General features: G+C 57.3%; 28 protein-coding genes and 2 tRNA genes. 19 read left to right on the forward strand and 11 right to left on the reverse strand.

Annotated elements, in window-relative coordinates:
• Window positions 1–27: 27 nt before the first annotated feature.
• The 4 genes from B3759_RS08270 to B3759_RS08285 form a co-directional block, all read right to left on the reverse strand.
• A complete protein-coding gene (locus B3759_RS08270) occupies window positions 28–1,524 on the reverse strand; it encodes a YifB family Mg chelatase-like AAA ATPase (protein WP_291365453.1) in 1,497 nt (498 codons plus the stop codon).
• Between the two features lie 37 nt (window positions 1,525–1,561).
• On the reverse strand, window positions 1,562–2,815 hold the full coding sequence (gene serA, locus B3759_RS08275) for a phosphoglycerate dehydrogenase (RefSeq protein WP_291365455.1): 1,254 nt from the start codon (window positions 2,813–2,815) through the stop codon (window positions 1,562–1,564).
• A gap of 221 nt (window positions 2,816–3,036) precedes the next feature.
• Complete coding sequence (gene hisN / locus B3759_RS08280; protein ID WP_291365457.1) at window positions 3,037–3,837, reverse strand: histidinol-phosphatase; 801 nt, start codon at window positions 3,835–3,837, stop codon at window positions 3,037–3,039.
• 36 nt (window positions 3,838–3,873) lie between these two features.
• Window positions 3,874–4,344, reverse strand: a complete 471-nt coding sequence (locus B3759_RS08285; RefSeq protein WP_291365459.1) for a c-type cytochrome — start codon at window positions 4,342–4,344, stop codon at window positions 3,874–3,876.
• A 178-nt stretch (window positions 4,345–4,522) separates the two neighbouring features.
• Between B3759_RS08285 and B3759_RS08290 the strand changes: the two genes are divergently transcribed.
• The 4 genes from B3759_RS08290 (at window position 4,523) to smpB (ending at window position 7,594) form a co-directional block, all read left to right on the forward strand.
• Window positions 4,523–5,266 (forward strand): 3-deoxy-manno-octulosonate cytidylyltransferase, encoded by a 744-nt coding sequence (locus B3759_RS08290; protein WP_291365461.1) that lies wholly within the window; start codon window positions 4,523–4,525, stop codon window positions 5,264–5,266.
• Entirely contained in the window at window positions 5,263–6,129 is an 867-nt protein-coding gene (locus B3759_RS08295; RefSeq protein WP_291365463.1) for a prephenate dehydratase, read from the forward strand. The genes B3759_RS08290 and B3759_RS08295 overlap by 4 nt, the downstream gene beginning before the upstream one ends.
• A gap of 74 nt (window positions 6,130–6,203) precedes the next feature.
• Window positions 6,204–7,097: a 4-hydroxy-tetrahydrodipicolinate synthase gene (gene dapA / locus B3759_RS08300; RefSeq protein WP_291365465.1), complete on the forward strand. Its 894-nt coding sequence runs from the start codon at window positions 6,204–6,206 to the stop codon at window positions 7,095–7,097.
• Window positions 7,098–7,099: 2 nt separating this feature from the next.
• Window positions 7,100–7,594 (forward strand): SsrA-binding protein SmpB, encoded by a 495-nt coding sequence (gene smpB, locus B3759_RS08305; RefSeq protein WP_291365467.1) that lies wholly within the window; start codon window positions 7,100–7,102, stop codon window positions 7,592–7,594.
• A gap of 119 nt (window positions 7,595–7,713) precedes the next feature.
• Here smpB and B3759_RS08310 read toward each other — a convergent pair whose 3' ends face one another.
• Entirely contained in the window at window positions 7,714–8,430 is a 717-nt protein-coding gene (locus B3759_RS08310; protein ID WP_291365469.1) for a cold-shock protein, read from the reverse strand.
• A gap of 430 nt (window positions 8,431–8,860) precedes the next feature.
• Here B3759_RS08310 and B3759_RS08315 point away from each other — a divergent pair, with 430 nt between their 5' ends.
• Together B3759_RS08315 and B3759_RS08320 are read left to right on the forward strand one after the other, a co-directional pair.
• Window positions 8,861–9,901 (forward strand): lipid A deacylase LpxR family protein, encoded by a 1,041-nt coding sequence (locus B3759_RS08315; RefSeq protein WP_291365471.1) that lies wholly within the window; start codon window positions 8,861–8,863, stop codon window positions 9,899–9,901.
• 195 nt (window positions 9,902–10,096) lie between these two features.
• Window positions 10,097–10,186: transfer RNA gene (locus B3759_RS08320), tRNA-Ser, on the forward strand.
• Between the two features lie 164 nt (window positions 10,187–10,350).
• Here the strand turns inward: B3759_RS08320 and B3759_RS08325 are convergent.
• A tRNA-Ser gene (locus B3759_RS08325) sits at window positions 10,351–10,439 on the reverse strand.
• A 244-nt stretch (window positions 10,440–10,683) separates the two neighbouring features.
• On the opposite strand from B3759_RS08325, the gene rplU reads away from it, so the two are divergent.
• The 4 genes from rplU to proB all read left to right on the forward strand — a co-directional run bounded on the left by rplU (window position 10,684) and on the right by proB (window position 13,600).
• Window positions 10,684–10,998, forward strand: a complete 315-nt coding sequence (gene rplU / locus B3759_RS08330; RefSeq protein ID WP_010667132.1) for a 50S ribosomal protein L21 — start codon at window positions 10,684–10,686, stop codon at window positions 10,996–10,998.
• 51 nt (window positions 10,999–11,049) lie between these two features.
• Complete coding sequence (gene rpmA / locus B3759_RS08335; RefSeq protein ID WP_291365473.1) at window positions 11,050–11,319, forward strand: 50S ribosomal protein L27; 270 nt, start codon at window positions 11,050–11,052, stop codon at window positions 11,317–11,319.
• A gap of 119 nt (window positions 11,320–11,438) precedes the next feature.
• On the forward strand, window positions 11,439–12,476 hold the full coding sequence (obgE, locus tag B3759_RS08340) for a GTPase ObgE (RefSeq protein ID WP_291365475.1): 1,038 nt from the start codon (window positions 11,439–11,441) through the stop codon (window positions 12,474–12,476).
• Complete coding sequence (gene proB, locus B3759_RS08345) at window positions 12,473–13,600, forward strand: glutamate 5-kinase (protein ID WP_291365477.1); 1,128 nt, start codon at window positions 12,473–12,475, stop codon at window positions 13,598–13,600. Before obgE ends, proB begins: the two co-directional genes overlap by 4 nt.
• A 159-nt stretch (window positions 13,601–13,759) precedes the next feature.
• Here proB and B3759_RS08350 read toward each other — a convergent pair whose 3' ends face one another.
• Window positions 13,760–14,602 carry an AraC family transcriptional regulator gene (locus B3759_RS08350; RefSeq protein ID WP_291365479.1) on the reverse strand — a complete coding sequence of 281 codons (843 nt, stop codon included), beginning with the start codon at window positions 14,600–14,602 and terminating at the stop codon, window positions 13,760–13,762.
• Window positions 14,603–14,812: 210 nt separating this feature from the next.
• On the opposite strand from B3759_RS08350, the gene B3759_RS08355 reads away from it, so the two are divergent.
• From B3759_RS08355 to B3759_RS08380, 6 genes are all read left to right on the forward strand, one after another.
• The gene (locus B3759_RS08355; RefSeq protein WP_291365538.1) at window positions 14,813–16,870 is read left to right on the forward strand and encodes a TonB-dependent receptor; all 2,058 of its coding nucleotides are present in this window, start codon (window positions 14,813–14,815) and stop codon (window positions 16,868–16,870) included.
• 12 nt (window positions 16,871–16,882) lie between these two features.
• The gene (locus B3759_RS08360) at window positions 16,883–18,154 is read left to right on the forward strand and encodes a permease (protein WP_291365481.1); all 1,272 of its coding nucleotides are present in this window, start codon (window positions 16,883–16,885) and stop codon (window positions 18,152–18,154) included.
• Window positions 18,151–18,522, forward strand: a complete 372-nt coding sequence (locus B3759_RS08365; RefSeq protein ID WP_291365483.1) for a cupin domain-containing protein — start codon at window positions 18,151–18,153, stop codon at window positions 18,520–18,522. Before B3759_RS08360 ends, B3759_RS08365 begins: the two co-directional genes overlap by 4 nt.
• Before the next feature lie 193 nt (window positions 18,523–18,715).
• On the forward strand, window positions 18,716–19,144 hold the full coding sequence (locus tag B3759_RS08370) for a cupin domain-containing protein (protein ID WP_291365485.1): 429 nt from the start codon (window positions 18,716–18,718) through the stop codon (window positions 19,142–19,144).
• Between the two features lie 144 nt (window positions 19,145–19,288).
• A complete protein-coding gene (locus tag B3759_RS08375; protein ID WP_099349122.1) occupies window positions 19,289–19,528 on the forward strand; it encodes a hypothetical protein in 240 nt (79 codons plus the stop codon).
• A gap of 10 nt (window positions 19,529–19,538) precedes the next feature.
• Window positions 19,539–19,694, forward strand: a complete 156-nt coding sequence (locus B3759_RS08380; RefSeq protein WP_291365488.1) for a hypothetical protein — start codon at window positions 19,539–19,541, stop codon at window positions 19,692–19,694.
• Window positions 19,695–19,782: 88 nt separating this feature from the next.
• Here B3759_RS08380 and B3759_RS08385 read toward each other — a convergent pair whose 3' ends face one another.
• Window positions 19,783–22,005 carry an ATP-dependent helicase gene (locus B3759_RS08385; protein WP_291365490.1) on the reverse strand — a complete coding sequence of 741 codons (2,223 nt, stop codon included), beginning with the start codon at window positions 22,003–22,005 and terminating at the stop codon, window positions 19,783–19,785.
• A 222-nt stretch (window positions 22,006–22,227) separates the two neighbouring features.
• Here B3759_RS08385 and lipA point away from each other — a divergent pair, with 222 nt between their 5' ends.
• The 3 genes from lipA (at window position 22,228) to B3759_RS08400 (ending at window position 24,575) form a co-directional block, all read left to right on the forward strand.
• On the forward strand, window positions 22,228–23,253 hold the full coding sequence (lipA, locus tag B3759_RS08390) for a lipoyl synthase (protein WP_291365492.1): 1,026 nt from the start codon (window positions 22,228–22,230) through the stop codon (window positions 23,251–23,253).
• Window positions 23,253–23,747 carry a type II toxin-antitoxin system RatA family toxin gene (locus tag B3759_RS08395; RefSeq protein ID WP_291365494.1) on the forward strand — a complete coding sequence of 165 codons (495 nt, stop codon included), beginning with the start codon at window positions 23,253–23,255 and terminating at the stop codon, window positions 23,745–23,747. The genes lipA and B3759_RS08395 overlap by 1 nt, the downstream gene beginning before the upstream one ends.
• 156 nt (window positions 23,748–23,903) lie before the next feature.
• Window positions 23,904–24,575 (forward strand): hypothetical protein, encoded by a 672-nt coding sequence (locus B3759_RS08400; protein WP_291365496.1) that lies wholly within the window; start codon window positions 23,904–23,906, stop codon window positions 24,573–24,575.
• 4 nt (window positions 24,576–24,579) lie between these two features.
• On the opposite strand, the gene B3759_RS08405 is transcribed toward B3759_RS08400, so the two are convergent.
• The 3 genes from B3759_RS08405 to B3759_RS08415 form a co-directional block, all read right to left on the reverse strand.
• Window positions 24,580–25,134 (reverse strand): hypothetical protein, encoded by a 555-nt coding sequence (locus tag B3759_RS08405; RefSeq protein WP_291365498.1) that lies wholly within the window; start codon window positions 25,132–25,134, stop codon window positions 24,580–24,582.
• An 11-nt stretch (window positions 25,135–25,145) separates the two neighbouring features.
• Window positions 25,146–26,315: a DUF3500 domain-containing protein gene (locus tag B3759_RS08410; protein WP_291365500.1), complete on the reverse strand. Its 1,170-nt coding sequence runs from the start codon at window positions 26,313–26,315 to the stop codon at window positions 25,146–25,148.
• 56 nt (window positions 26,316–26,371) lie between these two features.
• The coding region (locus B3759_RS08415) for a prolyl oligopeptidase family serine peptidase (protein ID WP_291365502.1) at window positions 26,372–26,947 on the reverse strand (576 nt) is incomplete at its 5' end.

The following is a 26,947-nucleotide window of genomic DNA, read 5'->3' on the forward strand; positions in this document are numbered from 1 at the left end:
CATGAAGGCGGGACTGGAAGTCGCTCTTCAGGACAGGCGACTGCGGTGCCTGAAGCTGACCGCTTCAGCAACGTGCTGTTTCCCGATGAGAGGAGCGGCTTCAAAATCCGCTATTGTGCGGGACACGCGCAATAGGCGGGTAAAGCCTCGTGCTGACAGGCGCAATTTTCGCGCTGCATCCGTCAGCAACGATCTGGCGTCATTATCAAGCTCAAATTGATCCGGATTGGCTTCCGCATTGCGGACGTCCTGCCCCCGTTCACGCTGGAAATTTCGCGCAGCCGCTACACGGTCCCTGATCGTTGCTGAGCTCTCTCCGGCAGGCGCTGTCATCATGTCGACCGGTGAGAGCGGCTGCATGCTGACCCACAGATCCATGCGATCGAGTAGTGGACCGGAAAGACGGTTGAGATAATCTTCCCCGCATCGAGGCGCTTTGCGACATTCCCGGCTGGCGTCGCCAAGATAGCCACACCGACAGGGATTCATCGCGGCTACAAGCTGGAAGCGAGCCGGGTAGGTGATGTGAGCTGCTGCGCGGGCAATTGTCGTCTGGCCGGTCTCGAGCGGTTGTCTCAGGGATTCCAGAGCCTGCCGCGAGAATTCCGGAAGTTCGTCCAGAAAGAGAACACCACGGTGAGCCAGACTGATTTCACCCGGCTTCGCCTTGGCTCCGCCACCGATCAGGGCCGGCTGGCTGGCCGAGTGATGCGGGTCACGGAAGGGTGGTCGGAGAACGGGACCTCCGTCTTCGCTTATGATCCCCGCAGCGCTGTAGATACGCGTGACTTCCAGCGCTTCCGATGGTGTGAGGTCTGGCAGCAGGCCGGGCAGACGGGCCGCGAGCATGGATTTTCCTGAACCCGGCGCGCCTGACATTAGGATAGAGTGACCACCGGCAGCGGCAATTTCCAGCGCTCGTTTTGCGACTTCCATTCCCTTTACATCGGCCATGTCAGGAAATGAGTGGACGATTTCATCGGTGGCGGAAAAGACCGGAGGCGATAGAACCTGCTCGCCGCGAAAGTGATTCACCAATCCGACAAGATCCGGCGCAGCGAGAATATCGGGATTGCCGCCGAAGAGCGCTTCGCTGCCCTGCACCGCAGGACAGATCAGGCCGAGATCCATTTCTGCGGCACCAAGTGAGGCGGAGATGACATTCGGGACGCGGTTGATGCGGCCATCGAGAGACAGTTCTCCCAATGCAGCATAACGTCCGAGTTCCTCGATCGGGATGATTTCCATGGCCGCCAGCACGGCGAGAGCGATGGGCAGATCGAAATGCGAGCCTTCCTTGAGAAGATCGGCAGGCACCAGATTGACGAGGATTCGTTTGGGAGGGAGGGCCAGACCCATGGAGGTCATAGCGGCGCGGACACGTTCGCGCGCTTCACCGACAGCCTTGTCAGGTAATCCGACGATTAGAAAAGCGGGAAGGCCGTTCGCGATCTGGACTTCCACCCAGACCGGAACGGCCGTAATGCCCGAGAAAGCAAAAGCACGGACGCGTGTGTTGATCATCAGCTTTCCCGGGACAACACACGCGCCGCAGCAGACGTCAGACGCCCTGATAGAGCAGTCGTGCGCGCACGGTGCCTTTCAGCTCCCGCAGCAGGGACAGCAGATGCATGTCCTTGTCGTCGTTTCCGCCGGTTTCGGCATCAACTACGACATAACCGATCTCACCATCCGTCTGCAGATACTGCGCCGTGACGTTGCAGCCTTCGTTGGAGAAGATGTCGTTGATCTTCGACATCACGCCGGGAAGGTTGTGGTGCACGTGCATGAAGCGTGTGCCGCGCGGGCTCTGCGGAAGCTGCACGCTCGGGAAGTTCACCGCACCAAGTGTGGAGCCGATGTCCGAGTATTCGACCAGCTTACGGGCGACTTCAACACCGATGCGCTCCTGCGCCTCGACGGTCGAACCGCCGATGTGCGGGGAGAGGATCACGTTGTCGAGTCCGCGCAGCGGAGAGACGAACTGCTCGCCAGCCACTTTCGGTTCGACCGGGAACACGTCGATGGCCGCGCCCAGAAGGTGACCGGATTTCAGGGCTTCGGCTGCCGCATCAAGATCGACCACGTTGCCGCGGGCGTTGTTGATGAGGAAGGAGCCCTGCTTCATCTGACGGATCTGCTCGGTGCCGATCATGTTCTTTGTGCTGGGGAGTTGCGGAACATGCAGGCTGACGATGTCACTCTCGGACAGAAGTGTCTCAAGCGTGTCGCAGGCCGTTGCGTTGCCGTGCGGCAGCTTGTCCACAACGTCGAAATAAAGGACGCGCAGACCGAAGGCTTCAGCAAGGACCGAAAGCTGCGAACCGATCGAGCCATAGCCGACGATACCGAGCGTCTTGCCGCGGACTTCCCAGCTGTTGGTCGCGGACTTGTCCCACTTGCCTTCGTGACAGCCGACGGAGCGCGGGAAGATCCGACGCAGCAGCATCACGATTTCGCCCATCACCAGCTCAGCAACCGAGCGCGTGTTGCTGTAAGGGGCGTTGAAAACGGGAATCGCCAGTTCGCGGGCAGCGTTGAGGTCCACCTGGTTTGTTCCAATGCAGAAGCAACCAATGGCGAACAGGCGGTCAGCGCCTTCGAGAACTTCACGGGTCAACTGCGTGCGGGAGCGGATGCCCACCACATGCACACCCTCAAGGGCTTCTTTAAGGGCATTGCCTTCAAGGGCACCCTTGTGCCGGGTGACGCTCTCATAGCCACTGGCTTTCAGGAGCGCGACAGCACTGTCGTGTACGCCCTCGAGAAGCAGGATGCGGATTTTGTCCTTCGGGAGGGACAGATGAGGTGTCATTCAGTTCGCTCGTGCTGTTAAAGCGGCCCCGGCCAGATTTGGCATTGCCCGGAGCAGCTTAATTTCTGCCTGCAGGATCATTGGAAAATCCTCACGGACAAAGCATCCAGACGAGATTGCCGGGGAAGGCAACCTAACGGGTGCGCCCTCATAGCACGTTTCCCGCGAAGCGGAAATTAACCTGCCCGGGCGTCCCGAAGGTGCGCAAAAAGGCTGTGTTGTCAGGAACGAAGGCAGGCGACTGCCGCTTCGTGAAGCGCTTTGTCGCCAGTGGCGAGAACGGTGCCATCCCCATCGTGACGCAATGTCTGGCCATTCCAGTCGGTCATGACGCCACCGGCACCTTCCACGACCGGGACTAGGGCGCTCCAGTCCCACGGCTTCATGTCGCACTCCGCAATGACATCGATATGCCCGCCAGCGAGCAGGCCGTAGGCATAGCAATCGCCCCCCCAGCTGACCCGCTTGGCGACGGTTTTCAGCTTGCTCCATACGGGACGGGGCGCATCCTCCAGCATTTCAGGCGATGTGCAGGAGAGATCCGCTTCCGCCAGACTGCTGCACGGACTGGTCTGTATGGGAGTGAAACCGGACGGCTCCCCGAATCCGGAGCGAAACAACGTGGGACGGCCTTCCACACCGATCCAGCGCTCACCCGTAATGGGCTGGTCAATGATTCCGATGATCGGCTTTCCCTCGAAGGACAGTGAAATCAGTGTGCCAAACGTCGGGCGTCCCGTGATGAAAGCGCGGGTGCCGTCGATGGGATCGAGTGTCCACTGATAGCCGCTGGCGCTTTCGTGCAGACCAAATTCCTCACCCAGAATCGCATGATCGGGATGTAGTTCGGCAAGTTGGGCCCGCATCACGCGTTCTGCCATTCGGTCGGCGATCGTGACCGGGCTTTCATCGCTTTTGTTGGAAGCGGCGAGCCGGGAGCGGAAGAAGGGGCGGATGACAGCCCCGGCCACGTCTGCGAGCGCGTGAGCCGTCCGGACAAACTGGTCGAGATCGTGGGACATGAGCGGTTTCCGTTCTGGTTGAGGGACGTTTTTCTGTCAGTGCAGGGTTTTGAGCCATGCGATTATATCGGCGCGCCCGTTGATGTCTGGGAGACCGCGAAACGACATGCGCGTGCCGGGACTGAAGGCCGCCGGGTTCCGCAGCCAGACGTTCAGGCGGGCCTCATCCCACTGACCACCGAGAGAAGCGAGGCCTCTGGAATAGGTATAGCCCGGCTGTCTGCCGATGGGGCGACCATACACGCCGAACAGGGAGGGCCCGGCGGTGTCCTGAGCAGAAGGCGTGAAGCTGTGGCAGCGGGAGCAGATCGCATTGGCCAGAGTAGCGCCGTTTTCGACATTGCCTGTGGGGAGTGGTGCGGTCGGGTCATCTTCCGGTGTGACAATGACCGGTCGGGTGGGGAGACGGTCCGGGATCACCATGGACCCGGTGAGCCACGAGGCACCCATCATCGCCGCGACGAGAAGGATAACAAAAGCCCCACGATTGGCTGCCGCGAAGTCCATTGGTGAAAAGGCGTCCCTGTCTGCCGCTCCGAACCCGCCGGAAAAGACCGTTCGACAGGCGTTTCGGGGTTACTGTTGCGTCAATCCACTGTCTTTCCTAGAGTGCGCCCCGCTTCATGTGAAGCCGTCGGCTGAATATGCGCCGTTTTCTCCTACTCTCAGGTTTCCATACGCTGCAATGATCAGCCCGATTGTCATCATTCCCGTCCGTATGGCGTCGTCACGTCTGCCGGGCAAACCGATGGCCGACATTGCAGGACGCCCCATGATTCTTCATGTGCTGGAGCGCGCTCAGATAGCGGCGGTCGGGCGCGTGGTCGTGGCAGCCGCCGAACAGGAAATTGTCGATGTGGTGAGGCAGGCGGGCGGTGAGGCGGTTCTGACCGATCCTGATCTGGCGTCGGGTTCGGACCGTGTTCATGCAGCCCTGCGCGAAGTCGATCCGACTGGCGAGCATGATGTGATCGTCAATCTGCAGGGGGATCTGCCGGGACTGGACCCGGCGACGCTTCAGGCGGCTTTGCTCCCGTTGCAGGATCCGGCGACGGACATCGGCACACTGGTCGCGCCCATAACAGACGAGCGGGAAGCGAAGGCTGAATCAGTGGTCAAGGTTGCCTGCGCATTTGCTTCAGAAGGCACGCAGAGCACACGGGCGCTGTATTTTTCCCGGTCCTGCATTCCGTGGGGCGCAGGGCCGTTGTGGCATCATATCGGGGTCTATGCCTGGCGTCGTCAGGCGCTTGAGCGCTTTGTGGCGCTGCCGGAGTCTCCGCTGGAAAAGAGAGAGCGTCTGGAGCAGTTACGAGCCTTGGAAAACGGCATGATTATTGGGTGTGCACGTGTGGAAAAAGCGCCGTTCGGTGTTGATACGCCGGATGATCTGCAGAGAGCGCGTCAGATTTTGGGAGAGCAACTGTGACGGCCGGACACTCGCACGGGCGGATCGCCTTTCAGGGACGCCCCGGCGCCTATTCCGATCTTGCCTGCCGCACGGCTTATCCCGGCTGGACAACAGTCCCCTGCGAGACTTTCGCTGGCGCGATTGCCGCCGTGCATGACGGCAAGGCGGATCTGGCCATGCTGGCCTGCGAAAACAATCTTGCCGGTCGTGTGCCGGATATTCACGCGCTGCTGCCGGAAGCCGGGCTGCATATTGTTGGCGAGCACTTCCAGCGGGTGGAGCATTGCCTGATGGGCGTGCCGGGTGCGACGCTGGAGCAGGCTAAAAAGGTGCATACTCATCCTGTGGCGCTGGCGCAGGTGAGGGGAATGATCAGGGATCTGAATCTGACGCCTGTCGCCGAATTCGACACGGCCGGAGCCGCTGAGCTTGTTGCGAAGTGGGGACGGGCGGAAGATGTGGCTGTGGCGTCGGAACTTGCCGCCACCTTGTATGGTTTGACAATTTTCCAGCGCAATGTCGAAGACGCCAAGCACAATACGACCCGCTTCTACATTGCCGCGCGTGAGCCGTTGCCGCTGCCGGAAGATAAGCCGATCATGACCACGGTCCTGTTCAATGTCCGCAATGAGCCGGGTGCTCTCTATAAGGTGTTGGGCGGATTTGCGACCAATGGCGTCAACATGACGCGTCTTGAGAGCTACATGCTTGACGGATCGTTCGCGGCGACCCAATTCCTACTTGATGTGGAAGGACGGCCTGACAGACCGAACCTGAAGCAGGCGCTTGCGGAACTGGAGTTCTTTTCCGCACGTTTCCGTATTCTCGGGGTCTATCCCCAGTCGCCTTTCCGGCAGTTGAAGAAAACCGGGGTGGCCTGACAGTTTCCATCATTCGTGGCATACCGACCGCCACACCTGAGTTTTGCAGCGTCGGACGACAAGAAGAAAAGCCAATGACCGAAGCCATGTTCACGGGGGCGATTACGGCCCTCATTACTCCGATGAATCGCGATGGCTCGCTCGACCTTCCGGCCTTTGACCGGCTTGTCGAATGGCAGATTGCAGAGGGAATTTCCGGTCTGGTGCCTGTGGGCACCACTGGTGAGAGCCCCACCCTGTCACACGAAGAGCATCACAAGATTGTCGAGCGGACAGTGCATGTGTCGGCAGGACGTGTGCCTGTCATCGCGGGCGCTGGCTCCAACAGCACGGCGGAAGCGGTCGATCTGGCGAAGCATGCGGAATCCGCTGGTGCGTCTGCGGTTCTGGTGGTCTCGCCCTATTACAACAAGCCGACACAGGAAGGGCTTTACCGGCATTTCATGGCTGTGGCTGACGCCATCAAGATTCCTGTCATGCTCTACAATATTCCCGGCCGCTCGGTGGTTGATATCTCAGTTGAGACCACGGCGCGTCTGGCTGCGCATGGCAACATCGTTGGTGTGAAGGATGCGACCGCCAACCTGCTGCGTCCGCTTCAGGTGCGTCGGGCCGTGACGAACAAGCATTTCAACCAGTTGTCAGGTGAAGATGGTACGGCTGTGTCCTTCCTTGCAGCGGGTGGTGATGGCTGCATCAGTGTGTCGTCGAACATCGCTCCGGCTCTCTGCTCCAGAGTTCAGAGCCTTTGGCGGGAAGGGCAGGTGAAGGAAGCCATGGCGCTTCAGGATCGCCTGCTGCCGATTCACGACGCCATGTTCTGTGAAACCAGCCCCGGCCCTGTGAAATATGCTGCTTCACTGCTTGGTCTGGCGGGTGAGACCTGCCGTCTGCCGATTGTTCCTGTTTCAAATGACACACGGGCGACCGTCCGGGCGGCTTTGACGGAAGCTGGGCTGCTGGGCTGATCATGGCAAAGGCAGCGAAGAAGTCAGGCCTGATTTCGCACGGTATTGCCGCGCAGAACAAAAAGGGCCGTTTCAATTATACGATTATCGACACGGTTGAAGCCGGGATCGTTCTGAAGGGGCCGGAGGTGAAGAGCCTGCGGTTCGGTCGGGCGACGATCACGGAAGCCTATGCGGGCGAGCGTAATGGAGAGATCTGGCTCTTCAACAGCTATATACCGGAATATCAGGGTGGGGTGCTGTCACGTTTCGACTCGCGTGCCCCCCGCAAGCTGCTTCTGCACGCCAAGCAGGTTGATCGTCTGCTGGGAGAAGTGGCCCGGGATGGCATCAGTCTTGTGCCGCTGGATATTCATTTCAACGACCGTGGACTGGCCAAGATCACGTTGGGAATTGGACAGGGACGGAAGAAAGAAGACAAGCGTCACGCCATTGCGGAACGTGACTGGCAGCGCGACAAGGCGCGGCTCATGAGGAACAAGGGACGCGAGTACTGAGTTCCGCGTCTTTCTGAGAGATTTTCTGCGTTAGATATAAAAATACCGCCGACCTCATTGAGGCGGCGGTATTTTTATGGAGAGACGTCTGTTTTCACAGACGCCTGTTCCGTTCGGGATCAGTCAAAAGAAACTTCAGCAGCCTCTGGACCCTTCTGGCCCTGAACAACCTTCACGTTGGTGCTCTGACCTTCGTTCAGGGTCTGGACGCCTGAGCGCTCCAGAGCGGAAGCGTGAACGAAGATGTCTTTGCCGCCGCTTTCCGGTGTGATGAAGCCGAAGCCCTTTGTGGCGTTGTACCACTTCACGATGCCGCGGATGTCTTCAGCGTTGGACAGATCGGGAGCCGGACGCGGAGAGCGACCACCGAAGCCACCTGGCTGGCGCGGAGCACCAAAACCACCCGCCTGACGCGGACGCTCCGGCTGAGCCGTGCTTTCGTCAACGGAGATCACTTCAGCGACCTGACGACCCTTCGGGCCCTGTCCGATACGAACCTGAAGCGTGGCGCCGGGGCTGACACTGTCGTGACCAGCCTGCGAAAGTGCGTTGGCATGGAGGAATACGTCACCTGAACCATCGGCGAGTTCGACAAAGCCGAAGCCTTTCTCGCCGTTGAACCACTTAACGGTGGCTTCAATTTCCGGTCCTGATGCGATCACCTGGGGTCCTGCTGCCCGACGGGGCGCTCCATAACCACCACCGTTGCCACCGCGGTCACCACCATAAGGTGATGAGTTTCCACGATCATATGGCGACGGCGCGCTCATGAAATCATCGTCAAATCCGCCGCGGCGGGGGGAGCGGGAGCTGCGGTCGGTCCTGTTACTTCTCAACGGTCTTGATCCCGAGGTCTGACTGGCGATTTTTTTTGAATCGCCCTGTGAATAAAACCGGGTCGGGAGAAACAGCGCCCCAGATACGGTGCTCTGTTTTGATGTACGATGTCTCATCCTGGGTCCGGCGCCCACACCGCCGGGAGGCGGTCTGGACAGAAAGAAGAAAAGCATAAGGACAGAGGCGAATGCTACTGCCTTTTTGCGAATTTACCCTTCCTTCGGATGAATTTCTTGCAACGATGGCCTTTTCGGGGGGAAGAAACCGAAAAAATGTCTTTGTTGGTGTCTCATTTAAACACGAAAACGTGAGTTTTGGGAGGCAAAACAGCCGAGAGGGCTTTTGTATTGACATTTTTCACGGCACACACGGAGAAGAAAAGTCAAACCATACCGTTTGAGATGAGCGGTCATGCGGAGAATCGGAAATATGCTCTCTCGTCCAGCTCGTCGTCTTTCTTTTCAGAAACCTCTGGCGCTTTTTATAGGCACAGCTCTAGGGGCATCAGGTTTCTCGCGCGCTCACGCAACGCCCCTTCAGGACAAGCAGGGCACCTGGACGATACAGGGCGAAAATGATGCTGTTACGACGCTGAAAGGAACATCCGATCAGTATTATACCAGTGGTCTGAGAATTAACTGGACGTCGGGCACTGACAACCTGCCGGGACCGTTCGCGATGATCAACAGAACGCTCCTCGGTGAGGGGATGCAGCGTATGAGTCTGGGTGTGCAGCAGCTGATTTTCACGCCGAGCAACACGCAGACCCCGAATCCCTCTCCACGCGACCGGCCCTATGCCGGGCTGCTGCTTGGCACCATCAACATGATCAATGACACGGACCTGTCGCGGAGCGTGTTTGGTATCCAGTTAGGTGTCATGGGGCCGGATGCTCTGGGCAGACAGCTCCAGAACGGGTTCCACGGTGCAATTGGCGATACCTCAAATCTGGGGTGGCACCATCAGCTCGCCAACCAGCCCATCTTTCAGGTTCAGGCAGGACGGACCTGGAGGCTGCCTCTGGGAACGATTGGTGGTTCCAACGGGCTGTCCTTTGACATGCTGCCAGCGGCGGCGGCCCGTATCGGTGATTATCGAATTGCAGGCACTATCGGCGATACGTTCCGTTTCGGTCAGGGACTCGACAGTGATTTCGGTGTTCCGACCATTGGTGCGGGAACGGACGGCACGGATGCCTACAAGCAGACACGTCCTGTCGCGTGGTATTTCTTTGGTGGCGTGACGGGCAATGCTGTTGCCTATGATGCGACGCTGGAAGGCAACACGCTCCGGAAGAACTCGCCACATGTGAACAAGAAATGGGATGTGGGCGAAATTCATGCCGGTGTCGCCGTCATGTTTTACGGTCTGAGAGTGTCCTACAGCCAAGTGTGGCAGACGCAGGAATTTACGACGGCCCGCTCTGGCCTGTTCAACTACGGCTCACTGAATGTTTCTGCCAAGTTCTGATTGAAGTAGGGACAGCGTATACCTCTTGTTGATATCCCCGTTGTATGCTGCGGGGCAGCAGAAACGTATCGGGGTTATTGTGATGTTCCGACCAGAAAGGTCAGGCCGCACGCAATGAAATAAGGCTCCGATCAGGTTATTGCGTTTGACGGGTTTTTGTCGCATAAGCCCGTCACCGTATGGCGTTTCTTCCTTGGATGGGTGGCCGAGCGGTTGAAGGCACCGGTCTTGAAAACCGGCGAACGTGCAAGCGTTCCGTGGGTTCGAATCCCACCCCATCCGCCATTTGCGGTTCCCCAAATTTTTAGATGTTCAGTCCTCAGGGCAGGCGCTAGCCAACTGCTGTCAGAGCCACCGAAAATAGTGACACTGGACCAGTGACGCACGATCTCAGCCACAGTGCCCCGCGCTGCGTCTAACCGTCTGATTTTATTGGAAAATTGAGTGTCTGGCGGAGAAGGTGGGATTCGAACCCACGGTACCCATAAGGCACAACGGTTTTCGAGACCGCCCCAATCGACCACTCTGGCACCTCTCCGTAACGCCTTTCAGCGTTCGCAGCGAGCTTTTAGGCAAAGTTTTCGTCAGGCACAAGAGGGGAATTGCGTCTCTGTCTGTTTTCGGTTGACGAAAAACCCGTCTCCCGCGTAAAAGCCCCTCTCCACCGCCATAAGGTGGGGCAGACTGCGCAATAGTGGTCAACGAAAAAAAGCGACTGGACTGATCGCCTGCGTGAAAAGCGCCGCGAGATGTCGATTGATCGGAAAGAGACGAGTTTCATTATGTTCGCAGTTATCCGCACCGGCGGTAAGCAGTATCGCGTTACGCCAAACAGCGTGCTCAAGATCGAAAAGCTTGAAGCTGAAGCTGGTTCGACCATCACATTCTCCGATGTTCTCGCTGTCGGCGGTGAAGCAGGCACGACCATCGGCGCTCCGCTGGTTGCTGGCGCTTCCGTGACAGCCACAGTCATCGCACAGGACCGCCTTGCGAAGATCATCATCTTCAAGAAGCGTCGTCGTCAGAACAGCCGCCGCAAGAATGGTCACCGCCAGCCGGTCACCGTTGTTCGTATTGGCGAGATCAAGGCTGCCTGATCTCTCTTCGTGAGGTTGATCACAGGCAAGCATTAAGTAGGAGTAAGGTTCATGGCACAAAAGAAAGCAGGCGGTTCGTCCCGTAACGGACGCGACAGTGCAGGCCGTCGTCTTGGTGTGAAGAAGTTCGGTGGCGAAAGCGTCGTTGCTGGCAATATCATCGTCCGTCAGCGCGGCACGAAGATGCTGGCTGGTGCGAATGTTGGTGTTGGTCGCGACCACACGCTTTTCGCGCTGTCCGATGGCAACGTGCGTTTCCACCGTCGTGGCGATGATCGCGTTCATGTTTCGGTCGAGGCTCTGCCGCTCGCGGCTGAGTAAGAGGCCCTGCGCGGGATCCCCCGCGTCTAGACGCAAGACAGGGGCCGATCCGGTTTGGATCGGCCCTTTTTGTATCCCTGTCAGGGCTTTTGTCGCCTGCAGGATGTCAGGTGACAGTGATGAAGTTTCTCGATCAGGCCAAAATCTATGTACGCTCGGGTGACGGCGGTGACGGTGTCACCGCTTTCCGGCGTGAAAAATATATCGAGTTTGGCGGTCCTGACGGCGGCAAGGGTGGCCGGGGTGGAGACATCATCTTTGAGGCTGTCGATAACCTCAATACGCTGATCGACTTTCGCTACACCCAGCATTTCCGGGCGCGAAAGGGCGGCAACGGCGCTGGGTCCGATCGCACGGGGGCCGCTGCGCAGGACGTTGTGATTCAGGTGCCTGTGGGCACCCAGATCATGGATGATGACAGGGAGACGCTGCTTGCTGATCTTGATAAGGCTGGCAAGCGCATCGTGCTGTGTAAAGGCGGTGATGGCGGTTTCGGTAATGCCCATTACAAGACCAGCACCAATCGTGCGCCGCGTCGCTCTGACAAGGGATGGCCGGGTGAGGAGCGGTGGGTATGGCTGCGTCTGAAACTGATTGCGGACGCCGGTCTGGTTGGCCTCCCCAATGCCGGGAAATCGACGTTTCTTTCTGTCGTGTCGGCAGCCCGTCCGAAGATTGCGGACTATCCGTTCACAACGCTTCATCCGCAGCTTGGCGTCGTCCGTCTGTCTATGACGGAAGAATTCGTGCTGGCCGATATTCCTGGACTGATTGAGGGCGCTCATGAAGGTCATGGTCTCGGCGACCGTTTCCTTGGACATGTCGAACGCTGCGCTGTTCTGCTCCATCTGATTGATGGTGCTGCGGGGGATGTCGTCGAGGCATGGCGCACGATCCGCACCGAGCTGGACGAGTACGGTGGTGGTCTGGCTGAAAAGCCGGAAATCATTGTCCTCAACAAGGCTGACGCCATGACGCCGCAGCAGATTTCCGGTCGCAAGCGTGCGCTGGAAAAGGCTTCAGGCTCAAAGGTCATGGTCATGTCCGGTGTCGCGCGACAGGGCGTCGATGACGTGTTGCGGGCGCTGTATGATGTGGTTGCAGCTGCGCGTGCCGAGCGTGTTGAAAATGCTGAAACGGACGACGCTGAAGCATGACGGATTTAGTCACACCTTCGCTGGCGCAGGCGCGACGCGTGGTCGTCAAGATCGGCAGCGCCCTTCTTGTCGATCCGGAACTTGCGGCCCCTCGTGAAACGTGGCTGGCCAGCGTTGCCGATGATATTGCGGCGCTGCGTGCTTCCGGCACCGAGGTTGTGCTTGTGTCTTCAGGGGCCATTGCTCTGGCGCGTCATGCGCTGGGAATGCCGCATCGGGCGCTGCGTCTGGAAGAAAAGCAGGCGGCGGCGGCTGTTGGTCAGATCAGACTGGCGCAGGCATGGAGCAGCGTGCTGTCCGAGCGTGGGCTGACCGCGGCCCAGTTGCTGCTGACACCGGATGATACGGAAGATCGTCGTCGTTATCTGAATGCGCGAGCAACGCTCGACACGCTTCTCAGTCTTGGCTGTGTACCGGTCATCAATGAAAATGATACGATTGCGACGGCGGAAATCCGGTTTGGCGATAATGATCGTCTGGCGGCTCGTGTCGCGCAGATGATCGATGCCGACCAGTTGATTTTGCTGTCCGACATTGACGGACTCTACACCGCAGACCCAAGAAATGATCCGGACGCGCAGCATATTCCGGTGGTCGGCGCGATGACCGCCGAGATTGACGCGATGGGTGGCGCGCCTCCGCCGGGTTATTCTTCCGGCGGGATGCGGACAAAGCTCGTCGCGGCTCATATTGCTACGGATTCTGGTTGTGCGATGGCCATTGCGCTCGGCAAGCGGTCGCATCCGCTGGCCGCTCTGCGCGATGGAGCGCGTTGCACATGGTTCCTGCCGGGAACGGACAGTCGCTCCGCCCGCAAACGCTGGATTGCTGGCGGTCTGACGCCCATGGGTGACATCACCATCGATGACGGCGCGATACGAGCGCTGGTGCAGGGAGGCTCTCTGCTGCCGGCTGGCGTGACGATGGTTGAAGGCGAGTTCAGTCGGGGCGATCTGGTGCGTGTGGTCAGTAAAACCGGTGACGAACTGGGACGTGGTCTGTGTGCTTATAAAGCAGAAGATGCGCGTCGGATTGCCGGCCATCGTTCAGAAGAGTTTGAGAGTGTGCTTGGCTGGCAGGGGCATGACGAACTGATTCACCGCGATAATCTGGTTCTGCTTTGAGGTCTTTCGGATTTCAGAGAAGCGTGGCGACAAGACTATTCTGGATGTTTCTCGGTTGAATTGACCGCGTTTCCTCATCCGGTGGATGAGTGCGTGATCCTGAAAATGCGTTGTGTGCGGGATGGTTGTCAGTCCCGGAATGCGGTGAAGGTGGCAGTCTTATAAAGAGTGGTTCAACTTCTGCCATTTTGCTGGTGAATAGCCGAACTGTTTCTGAAAAGCCGCGCCGAAATGGCTCACGTTGCTGTAGCCAAGCTCCATGGCTGTTTCGGTCACATTTTTTTCTTTGAGTAAAAGCCGTGCGTGTTCCATGCGATGTCTCTGATACAACGCATACGGAGCACACCCGAACTGTTCCCGGAACAGTTGCTTGAAGCGTGTTGAACTGAGATCACAAAGAGTGGCGAGCTGTGTGATCGTCGGAGCCCGATCAAAGCGCTCCAGAAGAGTCTTTCTTGCCAGTTCGAGAACTTTTACGTTTCGCTCTGATGAATGGGGGCAGTCTGCTGTGTCCTGTGTAAAGGCATAACCCAGCATGGTCATCGCCAGTCCATATCCGACAAGGGCTTGCGGGCTGGTCGTCTGGAACTGGTGAGGTGCGGGGGCGCGGAGATAACCAAGAAGTTGTCGGGCTGTTTTGAAAGCCGGATCCTGAAGTCCCATCTTTCTGGTTTGAATACCCGAAGGAGGCATGATCTTCATCTGTTCGAGCAGCCGTAGCGGGACATGAATTTCGAGCGCCGAGAATCCTTCGCTGTTTTCGAACGTGAACGTCTCGGACGCTGTTCGGGCCAGAACGAGATCACGGGTCTGGAAATGATGTGTCATGCCTCCAGCGCTCATACTGCATGAACCGGACAGGATGATGGTGCAGCGGGTCGTAAGGCCCGGCTCATCGAAATGTCCTCTGATTTCTCCTGCTAGGCTGGCTACAAATCCACTCGTATGCAGTCCGCCGGGGAAATCACGGGCATGTGGATAAAGGAGTGATGTGCCGGCCATGTGATCCGGATGAGACCGATGAACCTGTGTTGAACGTGTTTCCATCATCAGGGCGCGGTCTTTTCTGTCCGATCGGGGTAGGTGGGCTGATCCGGGTAGCGCAGATAATAAGAATTATTATCATCACGCCTCATGAAAGAAAACCTCTCTCCTGCAAGGCTGAGGAACGGTTCCCGTCTGTGGGGGCTGGGTTCTCCCGTACTTGTCTGCATGGTTCTGACTGCGTTGCCTGTAACCGGGTGGGCTGGAGCAGATGCGACTGTGAAATGCATTCACCGCTCATCTGACAGGGCAGCGAGGCCGACCGTTAGATGCCGATCCGACAAGGAGAAGGTGACGGTCTGGGGGAAGCGGACGGCTTTTACCGCATCCACCAGTGCTTCTCACATTTCCGCTCAGGATATGCAGGCATACAGGATGCAGACTCTCGGTGATATTGCTGAGCGTATCCCCAATCTTTCTTTCACAAGCACGACACCGAACAATCCGGTTCTGATGGTGCGGGGGCTCGGTGGGACGGAGGATGAAGGTCCCGTTCTCTACACGCCGGTCCTGATTGATGGTGTCCCAGTTCCCGGCTTTGCCATGGGACAGATGTTCGACTTCAGGAACGTCGATGTCATGCGGGGGCCGCAGCTTGTGGAAGGGGTCAACGCATTTGGCGGGATGGTGTCCGCCCATTCGCGTGATCCGGGAGATAAGCTGGCTGGTGCGCTTGATTTTGAATATGGCACAGGAAACCGTAAACGGGCGACAGTTTCAGGTGATATCCCGATTGATGCCTCGACCAGCCTTCGCGTGGCGGCAGGTGGGGAAACGGCTGACGGCTATATTCATAACCGGGCGCTGGACCGGCATGATACGGGTGGCTGGCACGGCTGGTTCGGGCGTCTCAAACTGCTGCACAAGGACAGTGATGGCGGTGAATGGCGGTTCAGTCTGCACCGTATGCTGAATCATGGTGGGAATGATTACTTTGAAACGCCGCAGAACGCCCGTCGGCATGTTTCCTACAATACGTCGGAAGGCGTGAACGATACCGCATATCTGCTGGGTTCGGCTCAGTATCATCGTCGCTTCAACCAGCACATGATTCTGGATGTGACGTTTGGTGGTGTTTCGACAGACTGGCGCTACAGCAATCCGTATTCGGTCTTCTCCGCCAATTCCGGATTTACGTTGCCGACACGTCAGATTGGCGGCTCCGTCATGCTGTCCGGAAGCTCCGGAACTCTGGACTGGAAGGGAGGCATTTACGGTCAGCAGGTCAAGCGCTGGGCACCGTACGACTTTGACATGTCGCCCTATTACGCCAGCCGGACGACGGCGACACTTGCGACGGCCAATGTTGCTTTTATGGGTGAGGTGGGCTGGCATTTTTCGCAGGACTGGCGACTGGTTCCGTCCCTGCGGATTGAGCATGTGGACAGTTCTCTCAGCAACTGGACCAGTTCCATGAGTGGTGACACGCCCTATGCCTACAGCATGCAGGAAAGCCTGCCACGTCAGACATTGTCAAAGACGGCACCTCTTCCCGGGTTGAAGCTGGAGTATAATCCGCAGGCGTCCGCCAGTCTGAGCCAGTTTGGGTGGCTCAGCTACACGCGATCCTTCCTTCCGCCCAACTACAGTCCCTACGGGTCTTATGCGAGCACGGTTTCGGTGCCGTATGCTTCCAGCTACGGCAATAATATCGAACTGGGCTATCGACTGGGCAATCCGACAGGACGCTGGTCTGTGGAAGCCATCGGTTTTGCCAACTTCCTCTCCAATCTTCAGGTTTCCGCCACCAACGGGGCAGGGGAGTCCCTGATCGGCACGGCTGGCACAGCGCATTCCCGGGGTATGGAAGCGACGGCACACTGGAAGCCGATCGAGACGCTTCAGCTTAATGCGTTTGTTGGTCTGACCTATGCTGCTTACGACCACTTCGTCTTTGGCGGGACAGATTACAGCGGCAAGCAGATGGCTGGTACGCCACGGAGTAATTTCGGCTTTTCGGCTGACTGGCACCCTGCTGCAGGATGGACCGTGAATGCGAGTGTTGTGCGACGTGGCCGCACGACGCTTTATCCCAGCAGTGCTGTGCAGAACGCGCCTTATGTTCTGGTCGATGCCCAGATCGAGAAACGCTGGAAACACTGGAGCGTGGCGCTTTACGGACATAACCTGACAGATTCGAGTTATTTCACACGCGGCCTGTCGGGGGGATATGTGGTGGCGGCCAATCCCCGCCAGCTTGGTTTCCGTGTCGGCGTGAATTTCTAGGTCATGCTCGATATGAAGATAAACACTTGTCCTGAACCGGCTGGTGAACGTAACAGCCGGTTCAGGCGGTTTCTGGCCATCAGCCTGATGTATGGCGCACAGGGGATCCCCGCAGGTCTGGCATTCAATGCGCTGGCGACCATTCTGCGGCATAGCGGCACGCCGCTGAAGGAAATCGGGCTGACTGGTCTGTTGTTTCTGCCTTGGGCGCTTAAATGTTTCTGGGTGAGTGCCGCTGATAACGCCGGAAAGCGCTGGGGATATGGCCGTCTTGCGCTGTTTACTCACATGGCTGCGATCGCTCTATGCCTGCTTCTGGGGTTTGCGTCTCCTGCACAGCACTTCATGGCTGCTTTCTGCGGTGTTCTGCTTCTGAACACCATCTTCGCTACACAGGATATTTTCACGAATGCCTGTGCCGTGTCGCATATGAAGGGGCGTTATGCGGGACTGGCCAATGCATTGCAGGTGATCGCGTTTCTGTTGGGTATGGTTGTGGGAGGGGCCGGATCGCTTTTCATCTATGAACGTGTGGGCTGGGCTGGTGCCATGTGGAGCATGGCTGGCGAACTTCTGGTTCTCTGGGCTGCGCTTCTGCCTCTGCGCGCGTGTATAGAACCTTTCCGGAGTGGTGCGCTTCAGGCGCCTTCGCGGTTCAGGGCTCTATTCCGGCAACCGGGGTTTTTATGGGCTTTGCTGGTGGCTGTTACTTTCAAGTTTTCAGGCTCAGCGCTGGCTATGCTGCTCCAGCCCTGGATGATGGATCGACTGTTCAGCCTCGATTTTGCCGGGACGCTTCAGATGTCAAACATCCTGTGTAGCGCCGTTGGGGGAGCGGTGATCGGTTTTCCTGCTGTCAGGAAACTGGGCGGTCGTCGGGCAGCCGCTCTGCTTGTGTGGCCATCGGTTCTGCTGCTTGGGACATTGTGGCTGTTGCAGGCTGGGAACATGGCCAGTCAGTCTCTTTTATACATGGGACTGGGGCTCGAAAACTTCGTTGATGGTGGCTTTTACGTCGCTGTCTGGTCCATGCTGATGAACTGGTCTTCTGAGGAACGTCCTGGAATGGACTACAGTTTTCTCCAATGCGGCGAGAGTCTGGCGAATGTGCTTGCCGGGCTGTCCATCGCACCGCTGGCATCCGTGATCGGTTACGACAAAACTTTTCTGATTACGTGGATGACAGGAGCGTTTGTTCTTCTGTGTCTGCTGCTGGCGGTCCGTAATCTTTCTGATGTCTGCCCTGATGGGACCGAGAATCAAAAATTGGGAACAAATTCATGAATATTTTTAATCTGGTCAAAGAAACAGCCGATCTGTCTGTCATTGATATCGGGAAGAAGACTGAACAAGTTTCCGGAAATGGTCTGAAAATTCTTTTTCCATTTGGTGAGCATGATGTTGGTGTTTTGCGTTTCAAAGGCTCAACGCCGTGGGAAGAGCATCCGAATGATGAATTTCTTCTTGTTATTGAAGGAGAAACAACGCTGACGCTTCGGACTGATGAGGGTGAAACGCAGGATGTTGCAAGAAAAGGAGATGTTCTGATCGTTCCCGGTAAAGTCTGGCATCGTCAGGATGCGCCGGATTCAGTGACCTTGATGTTCATCACCAATCATGAGGGTAACCGGAACAAGGCTGCGTCTGTATAAGATGTAGGTCAGCATTACGGGCGTCGCTCGGGAGAATTTTAGAGTATGCTTGGCTGATAGCATCATGAACAATGGATGCATCGGGATAATCTGGTTCTGCTTTGAGTGACTAAAGATGGCGGTATGACTGTCGTTCTGTTTATGTCTTCATTTCCGTGAAATCCGGCGACTTCAGTGGTGAGAGGAAACGTTCATGAATGCACAGGACATCATCACCCAGCTTGGACTTGCTCCCCATCCTGAAGGCGGCTGGTATCGCGAAACATGGCGCGATCGTCACTTCGGTCATGATGAGCGAGGGTGCGCATCGCTGATCTATTATCTGCTGGAACGCGGCCAACGCTCGCATTGGCATAAAATCGACGCATCGGAGATCTGGCTGCATCAGGGTGGTGGAACATTGCGTCTGCATACTTGGTCCGGCGAAGAGATAACGACGCGTTGCCTTGGGCAGGACCTTGCTGATGGTGAGGTGCTTCAGGCCTGTGTCGAGCCGGGTGAGTGGCAGGCGGCGGACACGGACGCGGACTGGGTGCTTGTCAGTTGCATGGTGGCGCCGGGCTTTACGTTTTCAGAATTCGAGATGGCTCCTCCCGGATGGGCTCCCGGTCATCCGGAGTAGGGTACAAGCGGTCCTGATGACTGCTTCTCCTTCTGGATCAGCTTGTACGCATCGCTGTCCCGCGTTTGTGGCCCTGTTATCTTTGCGATCGAGATCCCACATTCAGGTCTGAAAATTTCATGACCAGAACAGGGTGAAATCGACATGGCTGACAAGCTTCCTCATGAAACAAGCAGTTTGCATGCTCTTGCCGAGCGGGCAGTCAAGGAGCCCAAGCTTCTGACAAAAGCTGAAGTCACGGAGCTGGCGAATTTTGTGCTCAAGGGCGGGGAACATGCCTCGGAGCTGGAGCGCGAGATTGCAAAAAAGGCACAACATAACCCTGAAGGTGTAGAGAAGTCCGACATCGTCACTCTCGCCCGCAAGGTGCTGGACCGGAAATAGGAATAAGATCATGACAACACATCACGAACCATCCGCCGAGAATCTCGCTCACCGCCTGAAAGAGGTAGAGCGTGAGTTGGCCCGTGCGGAAAAGGACAATCCGGAGCACTTGCATGCCCTGACGGAAGAGAAGAAAAAGCTTGAAGGCCAGCTCTCTCAACGCTGAGAGACACTCAAAAGTCCGCAAGAAGAATAAGACGCTTTCAATCCTTATAGACTGAAAGCGTCTTTTCTTTACGCATGTTCGGACAGACTTACTCTCCGGTCACCTGCAAATAAGACGCCATAACCCGCTTGGCTCCGGCTTTTTCAAACGCCACTTCCGCCGAGCCACGATCCGCGCCGATCACCACGCCATAGCCGAACTTCTGGTGAAAGACCCGTGCGCCGACTTCAATTTTTGGCGCACTTTCCGCCAGTTCGTCATGCACCGAACGACGCTTCTTTGCGACCAGCGGCGACATTGAACCTGTCACCTCATCAGTGAACACGCTGGGGCGGAAAAAGCCGGAATAGTCCTGACGGGCCTTCCGGGTAGCAGTCTCGCCCTCGCGGTCCACGTATTCGTCGGGGAGTTCGTCGAGAAAGCGGCTGGGCATGGATTCCTGCCAGTTGGCGTAAATCCGGCGATTGGCCGCATGCAGGATCGTGGCGCGGTAGCGGGCGCGGGTGATGCCGACATAAGCCAGACGCCGCTCTTCCTCGAGCCCCTTGTCTCCGCCTTCATCCACCGTGCGCTGGGAAGGGAAAACGCCTTCCTCCCAGCCGGGAAGATAGACGGTATCGAACTCCAGCCCTTTTGCGCCATGCAGGGTCATGACGGAGACGCGCTCGTTCTCGTTCGTGCCTTCAGCATCCATCACAAGCGCGATGTGCTCGAGAAACTCTCCGAGCGTGCCAAAGTCGGCGAGGGCGCGGATCAGTTCTTTCAGGTTGTCCAGCCGTCCCGGAGCGTCGGGGGATTTGTCCTCGCGCCACATTTCCAGATAGCCGCTATCTTCGAGCAATGCGCCGACAGCGACAACATGGCCTTCCTTTTCAAGGAGCGCACGCTGCTGGACAAAACAGTCCTGAAAAGCAGCCAGTTTCTCTGCTGATTTTCCCTTGAAGCCCTTTGATTCAAGGAGTGCTCCAAGCGCCACGTAGAGAGAGCTTCTCTGACCGCGGGCCTGCGCATGCAGTTTCTGGAGAGCGGCAGGGCCAACGCCACGTTTGGGAAGGTTGACGATACGCTCGAAGGCCAGATCGTCGGCAGGGTTGATCAGCAGCCGCATGTAGGCGATCGCATCGCGGATTTCGGCGCGTTCATAGAAACGAAGACCGCCGACGATACGATAGGGGATGCCGGTCTGCACCAGCCGTTCTTCAAAGGAGCGTGTCTGAAATCCGGCCCGCACAAGAATGGCGAATTCGCCGAGTGGGTGCCCGCTGCGCCACAGATTTTCGATGCGGCTGCACACTTCCCGGGCCTCGGCGTCGGAATCCCACACACCGACGACATGCACCAGTTCGCCCTGTGCGTCGTCCCGGCCGGGGCGGAGAGTCTTGCCCAGACGGCCTTCATTGTGAGCAATCAGACCGGCGGCGGCTCCCAGAATCTGTGCAGTCGAGCGGTAGTTGCGTTCCAGACGGACAATCTTCGCGCCGGGGAAATCCTTCTCGAAGCGGAGGATGTTTTCCACTTCCGCGCCGCGCCATGAGTATATCGACTGGTCGTCATCACCGACACAGCAGATGTTGGAAGGTTCGCCCTCACGGCGTGCGAGCAGGCGCAGCCAGAGATACTGGATGGTGTTGGTGTCCTGATATTCGTCGACCAGAATATAGCGGAACAGACGTTGATACTGCTCCAGCACATCGGGGCGGGTGCGCAGGATTTCCACCACATGCAACATCAGGTCGCCGAAGTCGCAGGCGTTCAGTTCGCGCAGGCGGCTCTGATAGGCGGCATAGATGCCGCGGGCATGGCCATCGGCGTAATCGGTGCTTTCGGCCGGAGAGATGCCGTCCGGGGTTAGACCACGATCCTTCCAGCGCTGGATGATCCCGAGCAGCCCGTTCAGTGGCCAGCGTTTGACGTCGATCCGCCACGGCTCGACGACTTGCTTGAGCAGACGCATCTGGTCATCGGTGTCGAGGATCAGGAAGCCGCTGGTCAGGCCGACATATTCGGCGTGACGACGCAGCATGCGGGCGCAGAGGGCATGGAACGTGCCAAGCCAGAGCCCTTCCGCTGGCTCGCCGAGGATGCGCCCGATCCGCTCCCGCATCTCCCGCGCGGCCTTGTTGGTGAAGGTGACGGTCAGAACCTGCCACGGCTTCGCCCGGTGGGAGAGCAAGATGTGGGCGAAGCGGGTGGTGAGAACCCTTGTCTTGCCGGTGCCTGCGCCTGCCAAGACCAGCAGGGGACCCTCGGTCGTCTCGATGGCGGCGAGCTGTTCGGGGTTGAGGCGATCAAGGTGGGAAGATGTGGTCACGTAATAAGGTCTTTATCGTCTCTGTTTCATCACACTGTAACAGGCGATGAGAGAGGGATTGTTCCCTATCCGTGCCTGCGGCAAAGCTTGGGGAAAGGGTTACACCTCTTCCTCCGTTTTGTCTTGCTAGCGAAAGCTTGTCCGTGATCTGCTGACAGAACGCTTGACGTGCGCGCCATGTCGTCTCACTTCTGAGGCTCGACGAGACCGGGACAGGAACCAATGAGCGTTCGCGTTTTGATTGATCATCGCAAGACGGCGCAGGACAAGACAGTTCAGGCGGCGCGCCACCCGGAAAAGGCGCATCGTCCGGATAATCCTATTGCACGGAAACCAGACTGGATCCGTGTAAAAGCGCCAAATCATCCCGTGTACCATGAGACGCGCAAGCTCATGCGTGACAACAAGCTGGTCACGGTGTGTGAGGAAGCGGCCTGTCCCAATATCGGCGAGTGCTGGTCGCAGCGCCACGCCACCATGATGATCATGGGTGAGATCTGCACGCGCGCCTGCTCGTTCTGTAACGTGACGACAGGCCTGCCGCACGCGCTTGACGCCGATGAGCCGACTCGTGTGGCGGATGCTGTGGCCAAGCTTGGTCTGAGGCATGTGGTGATCACGTCCGTAGACCGTGACGATCTGGCCGATGGCGGCGCACAGCACTTTGCCGAGGTCATCGGCGCCATCCGCAAGGCGTCTCCCGAGACGACCATTGAGGTGCTGACGCCCGACTTCCTGCGCAAGCCTGGTGCCCTGGAAGTGGTGGTTGCAGCCCGTCCGGATGTGTTCAATCACAATATCGAAACGGTGCCGCGTCTCTACACCACCATTCGTCCCGGTGCTCGCTACTACCAGTCCGTACGACTGCTGGACCGGGTGAAGCAGCTTGATCCGTCGATTTTCACCAAGTCCGGTCTGATGCTGGGTCTGGGAGAGGATAAGGCGGAACTGGCGCAGGTCATGGATGATTTCCGTATTGCGGACATCGATTTCATCACGATGGGTCAGTATCTCCAGCCAACCGTGAAGCACGCAGCCGTTGCGCGGTTTGTGACGCCGGAAGAATTCGCTGAATACGCCGCCATGGCGCGTGTGAAAGGCTTTCTGCAGGTCAGTGCAACGCCGTTAACGCGTTCATCCTATCATGCGGACGCCGATTTTGCGGCCTTGCGTGAGGCGCGTGAGGCTCAGCTTCGCAATCGCGGATCAGCGCCGCATGAACAGAGTGACAAGGTGAAGACTTCCTGATGCCTACCCATTCAGAACGCCGCGTACTGAACTATACACCCGAGCAGATTTTTGACCTTGTTGCGGATGTAGGTAGCTATCCGAAGTTTCTTCCGTGGTGCGCGAATGTTCGTGTTGTGTCATCAACGTCCACCGAACTGCTTGCCGACCTGACTGTTGGTTTTGGCCCTTTTCGGGAAACCTTCCGCTCCCGCGTGACGCTGGATCGACCGAAGACCATCCGTGTTACCTATGAAAAAGGTCCGTTCAAGTATCTGAACAATGTCTGGACGTTCACGCCTGATGCCAACGGCTGTCTGGTCGATTTCTTTGTCGATTTCGAGTTCCGCTCGCGCCTCCTTCAGGCGGCGATCGGAGTGGTGTTCAACGAGGCCGTCCGCCTGATGGTCTCCGCCTTCATCCGGCGTGCTCGGGAGATTTACGGGCCGCCGGTTCTGGGGGCTGCGGCTGGCGCATCGGTGGCTGGGCGGACGGTCTCAGGGTCAGGCGCGTAATTCATCGGTCTCTATGGGCTGAAATGATCCGCTTGACTGACACGTTGTTCATTTTTGAACTGTGACGCCCGTAACCTCCTGAAAGTTTTCACGTTAAACTGGTTCTGATGATGCCGTTCATTTCATGGCATCACATCCGATTGGCAGGAGACCGGTTTGCGGAGCTTGGATTTCAGTTCGTGGCATAGCGCCTTGATTACGATGATCGGCCTGACGCTGTTGACTCTTCTGGGTGTTGGCGTGCGGCTTATCATGATGCTGACGCTTCAGCAGCGCAGGGAACGGCTGAACCGTCAGATCAATGAGCGGATCAGGACGCTTATTGCAGCTTACAAGACGCTGGGAGGCTCTTTTACGGGAGATCTGAGTGTCAGTCCGCTTCACCTGCGGGACATGAAGCAGCGTGATGGCGGCTCGTCGGATGTGTCCTCTCTTGAGCTTTCAGGGAGCACTGATCGTGCCCGGCGTATCCGGGATGCTGTTGAGTCAGCACTCTCCGATATCATTCTTCTCGGCACGGAAGAGCATGTTCGTCTGGCTGTGAAAGCGGCTTCTGAGCTGGTGCAGGGCCGCAATGTCCATACGCACGATCTGGTCGTTGCCCTGCGTGACTTTATCCGCAAGGCGCTGGATATCGAGCGTATTCCGTCCACCCTCGAAATTCCCCGTCAGGGCCCAAGCCGCCCCGCCAGTTCAGGCGGAGGACGTGAGAAGGGAGAGGGCGGCGGAAAAGGCGGTGGTGGCGGAGATATGGGCGGCGGAGGCGGCGGTATGGGAGGCGTTTCGACTGATAGCGATTCAGAAGCTTCCAGCGGTCATCACATGTGATGCTTCATTCGCAGGAGTTATCAACTCTGAAGCGCAGTTCGTAATGAGACTGATTTTCTGAACGTTCCTGCTGTGTAATGCAGATATCCGGACTCTGTGGAAGCAGACTGTTGACAAGCCAGACCGTGTCCAGACCGGCACCCTTGTTATGATAGGTGAGCGTGTAATCTCCCTTTTTGAAATCCGTTTTTGCTGTGAACTGGATGTCGATTGTGCCAGCACCGTTTTTTATGGCGGAAAGGGAAGGAAAGGTTGCGGTCTTCGTCGACAAGAGCTGAAACTGCCCGTTGATCGAAAGGGTCAACGTCTGTGCGATGTGGGACACGTAAGCCTGCTGTTCCGCAACGGATAGATTGCCATCTCCGTTCCGATCTATCTGGCGGATAACACCGTCAGCAACATCCACTCCGGGTGTAAGGCGCAGATGCAGCGCGATGCTGTGGTCGGAAAGGCCGATTGTTGTCGCCTGAAGATATTCATCCAGCCGATGCGCCGAAGCTGCGACGGGAAAGCTCAGCGCGGCAATAGCCAGCAGCAGTGTAGTCTTTTTTACGGTCATTGCGCTGTAAACTACCGGCTGCCGTAGCTGTTGCTGGGATCGCGGTAGACCGTGTGAACATGCAGGGTAGGGTCGCCACCCACGCCCTGTGGAGAGAACTCGATCCACAGATGCGGTCCCTGAATACGATAATAGGACGAGCCGTTGCGGTCGGGTTCATGTGTGGTTGGGCCACTCCATGCAAACCACGTCTCGTTCAGGGTGTCGCGGATTTCCTGCATATGGGGAGCGGCGTAGGCAGTGTTGATAATGCCTGCCCATTCCGCGATGACCTCCATCAGAAGAGCTTTCTGCTGTGTGGTCAGGGCAGAGCCTTTGATCCCTTCCGGGATGATGGTTTCTCCGTCATGTCCCGGCCCCTGAACCAGATCCGCAACCTGATAGGGAAGAATGGCCTGCGCCCGCTGGGTGGCGTTCAGGCTATTCAAAAATGCAAAAGCCTTGTCATTTTCACCAGAAAGGACGCGGACGGTTTCATTGCCGCGTTTGAACAGGGCCGGCTGGGCTCCTGTCAGGGTTGGAGTCATGGTGCCATGCGGACCGTCGATTACAATGTTCAGGCCCAGATGGTGGCCCCCGAACTGCACCATCCAGGGAGTGGTCTCAGAGGGTTCGCCCAATATAGCAATCGTATAGACGGCCTGACCTGAAGCAAAATGCGTTTCGGTTTCTGAAAGAGCCTGATCTGCTCCCATGATGTCCTGCACTTTCTGATAACCTTTGACGCTCAGGAGTGTTTGCAAAAGATGGAACGCTGCGGCTTTCTGATCCGGTGTCAGTTGTCCCACTTGCAGTCCCGGACGCAGTACATCACTTACGGGGTAATTGGACCACACGCCTACGCCATACTGTTCGCCGATGAAGCCTTCAGGTGGACCCATGCCCGGTCCACGCTTGACCGGAGCTTTGGCCTGTTCGTCAGTCACGGGAGCGACCGGCTGATCCGGAGCCGTTCTGCGAAAACGGATGAGTGTGCCGTACTTTTTTGCAACAAAGGCGAACTGGACCTTTGGACGGCTGGCTGCGTCAAATGTTGCCAGAAACGCACGACCAGCGGCTACTGCTGCCGCTGTTGTGCTTTCTGGTGTTGAGGCTGACGAAAGAGTTGATGATGGTTTTTCTGCAAGGGCAGGGGAGGCAGCCAGAACAAGGCTGCCAATTAATAAAAATCTTTTATGCATCAGTGCATGTTCCGTATCTTAAATATATTGGCCAGAAGAGTGCAGATCCTGAAGGCCTATGCCTTGGTCTGGCTGAGCAGCCAGTCTCTTGCGGCCCTAATATGAAAAAACTTGCGTGCTGATCCCATGTGATCAACGCCTTGGAAGGTAAGGAACGTAATGTTTCCGTTCTGCGCAAGATAACCGTTGATCTGTGCTGTCAGTTTTTCCTGCTGATCTATTGGAAAAATAAGAGTCGGATCGAGTGTTTCCTTGGGACGGACGACCTTGCCGCCAGCCTGCTCCCAGACGGGAATGCATTTCTCGTTCCAGGGCGTGGCCTTGTCATCTTCGGTGCCGGTGATGATCAGGACTTTTTGATGCGCAAGAGGCGCCATGTCGGCGGGGCGCTGCTGTCCAGCAATGATGAGACCGGCAGTGAAAGTTTGTGGATGTTTGGCCATCAGCCAGAGCGAAGTCATCGCTCCCATGGACCAGCCCGTGCAGTATACCCGTTTCGGGTCGATTTTCAGGACCTTGTCGGCACGGTCCGCACGGTTGGGGTTTCCATAATTCCATGTGTTGCTGAGAAGAGATTCAACAAGCCGTCCGGTATTTTCGACATCGAACGTATGTTCCCAGTAATCGTTCAT

The organism is Acetobacter sp. UBA5411 (assembly GCF_002409645.1).
In the GTDB taxonomy this organism is placed as follows: Bacteria; Pseudomonadota; Alphaproteobacteria; order Acetobacterales; family Acetobacteraceae; genus Acetobacter.

What these genes read in the sequence shown, in the direction of transcription:
- B3759_RS08270 (WP_291365453.1), bottom strand. Translation starts at nt 1,524, where the DNA reads ATGATCAACACACGCGTCCGTGCTTTTGCTTTCTCGGGCATTACGGCC.
- serA (WP_291365455.1), bottom strand. Translation starts at nt 2,815, where the DNA reads ATGACACCTCATCTGTCCCTCCCGAAGGACAAAATCCGCATCCTGCTT.
- hisN (WP_291365457.1), bottom strand. Translation starts at nt 3,837, where the DNA reads ATGTCCCACGATCTCGACCAGTTTGTCCGGACGGCTCACGCGCTCGCA.
- B3759_RS08285 (WP_291365459.1), bottom strand. Translation starts at nt 4,344, where the DNA reads ATGGACTTCGCGGCAGCCAATCGTGGGGCTTTTGTTATCCTTCTCGTC.
- B3759_RS08290 (WP_291365461.1), top strand. Translation starts at nt 4,523, where the DNA reads ATGATCAGCCCGATTGTCATCATTCCCGTCCGTATGGCGTCGTCACGT.
- dapA (WP_291365465.1), top strand. Translation starts at nt 6,204, where the DNA reads ATGACCGAAGCCATGTTCACGGGGGCGATTACGGCCCTCATTACTCCG.
- smpB (WP_291365467.1), top strand. Translation starts at nt 7,100, where the DNA reads ATGGCAAAGGCAGCGAAGAAGTCAGGCCTGATTTCGCACGGTATTGCC.
- B3759_RS08315 (WP_291365471.1), top strand. Translation starts at nt 8,861, where the DNA reads ATGCTCTCTCGTCCAGCTCGTCGTCTTTCTTTTCAGAAACCTCTGGCG.
- rplU (WP_010667132.1), top strand. Translation starts at nt 10,684, where the DNA reads ATGTTCGCAGTTATCCGCACCGGCGGTAAGCAGTATCGCGTTACGCCA.
- rpmA (WP_291365473.1), top strand. Translation starts at nt 11,050, where the DNA reads ATGGCACAAAAGAAAGCAGGCGGTTCGTCCCGTAACGGACGCGACAGT.
- obgE (WP_291365475.1), top strand. Translation starts at nt 11,439, where the DNA reads ATGAAGTTTCTCGATCAGGCCAAAATCTATGTACGCTCGGGTGACGGC.
- proB (WP_291365477.1), top strand. Translation starts at nt 12,473, where the DNA reads ATGACGGATTTAGTCACACCTTCGCTGGCGCAGGCGCGACGCGTGGTC.
- B3759_RS08350 (WP_291365479.1), bottom strand. Translation starts at nt 14,602, where the DNA reads ATGGCCGGCACATCACTCCTTTATCCACATGCCCGTGATTTCCCCGGC.
- B3759_RS08355 (WP_291365538.1), top strand. Translation starts at nt 14,813, where the DNA reads ATGGTTCTGACTGCGTTGCCTGTAACCGGGTGGGCTGGAGCAGATGCG.
- B3759_RS08360 (WP_291365481.1), top strand. Translation starts at nt 16,883, where the DNA reads ATGAAGATAAACACTTGTCCTGAACCGGCTGGTGAACGTAACAGCCGG.
- B3759_RS08365 (WP_291365483.1), top strand. Translation starts at nt 18,151, where the DNA reads ATGAATATTTTTAATCTGGTCAAAGAAACAGCCGATCTGTCTGTCATT.
- B3759_RS08370 (WP_291365485.1), top strand. Translation starts at nt 18,716, where the DNA reads ATGAATGCACAGGACATCATCACCCAGCTTGGACTTGCTCCCCATCCT.
- B3759_RS08375 (WP_099349122.1), top strand. Translation starts at nt 19,289, where the DNA reads ATGGCTGACAAGCTTCCTCATGAAACAAGCAGTTTGCATGCTCTTGCC.
- B3759_RS08380 (WP_291365488.1), top strand. Translation starts at nt 19,539, where the DNA reads ATGACAACACATCACGAACCATCCGCCGAGAATCTCGCTCACCGCCTG.
- lipA (WP_291365492.1), top strand. Translation starts at nt 22,228, where the DNA reads ATGAGCGTTCGCGTTTTGATTGATCATCGCAAGACGGCGCAGGACAAG.
- B3759_RS08395 (WP_291365494.1), top strand. Translation starts at nt 23,253, where the DNA reads ATGCCTACCCATTCAGAACGCCGCGTACTGAACTATACACCCGAGCAG.
- B3759_RS08405 (WP_291365498.1), bottom strand. Translation starts at nt 25,134, where the DNA reads ATGACCGTAAAAAAGACTACACTGCTGCTGGCTATTGCCGCGCTGAGC.
- B3759_RS08410 (WP_291365500.1), bottom strand. Translation starts at nt 26,315, where the DNA reads ATGCATAAAAGATTTTTATTAATTGGCAGCCTTGTTCTGGCTGCCTCC.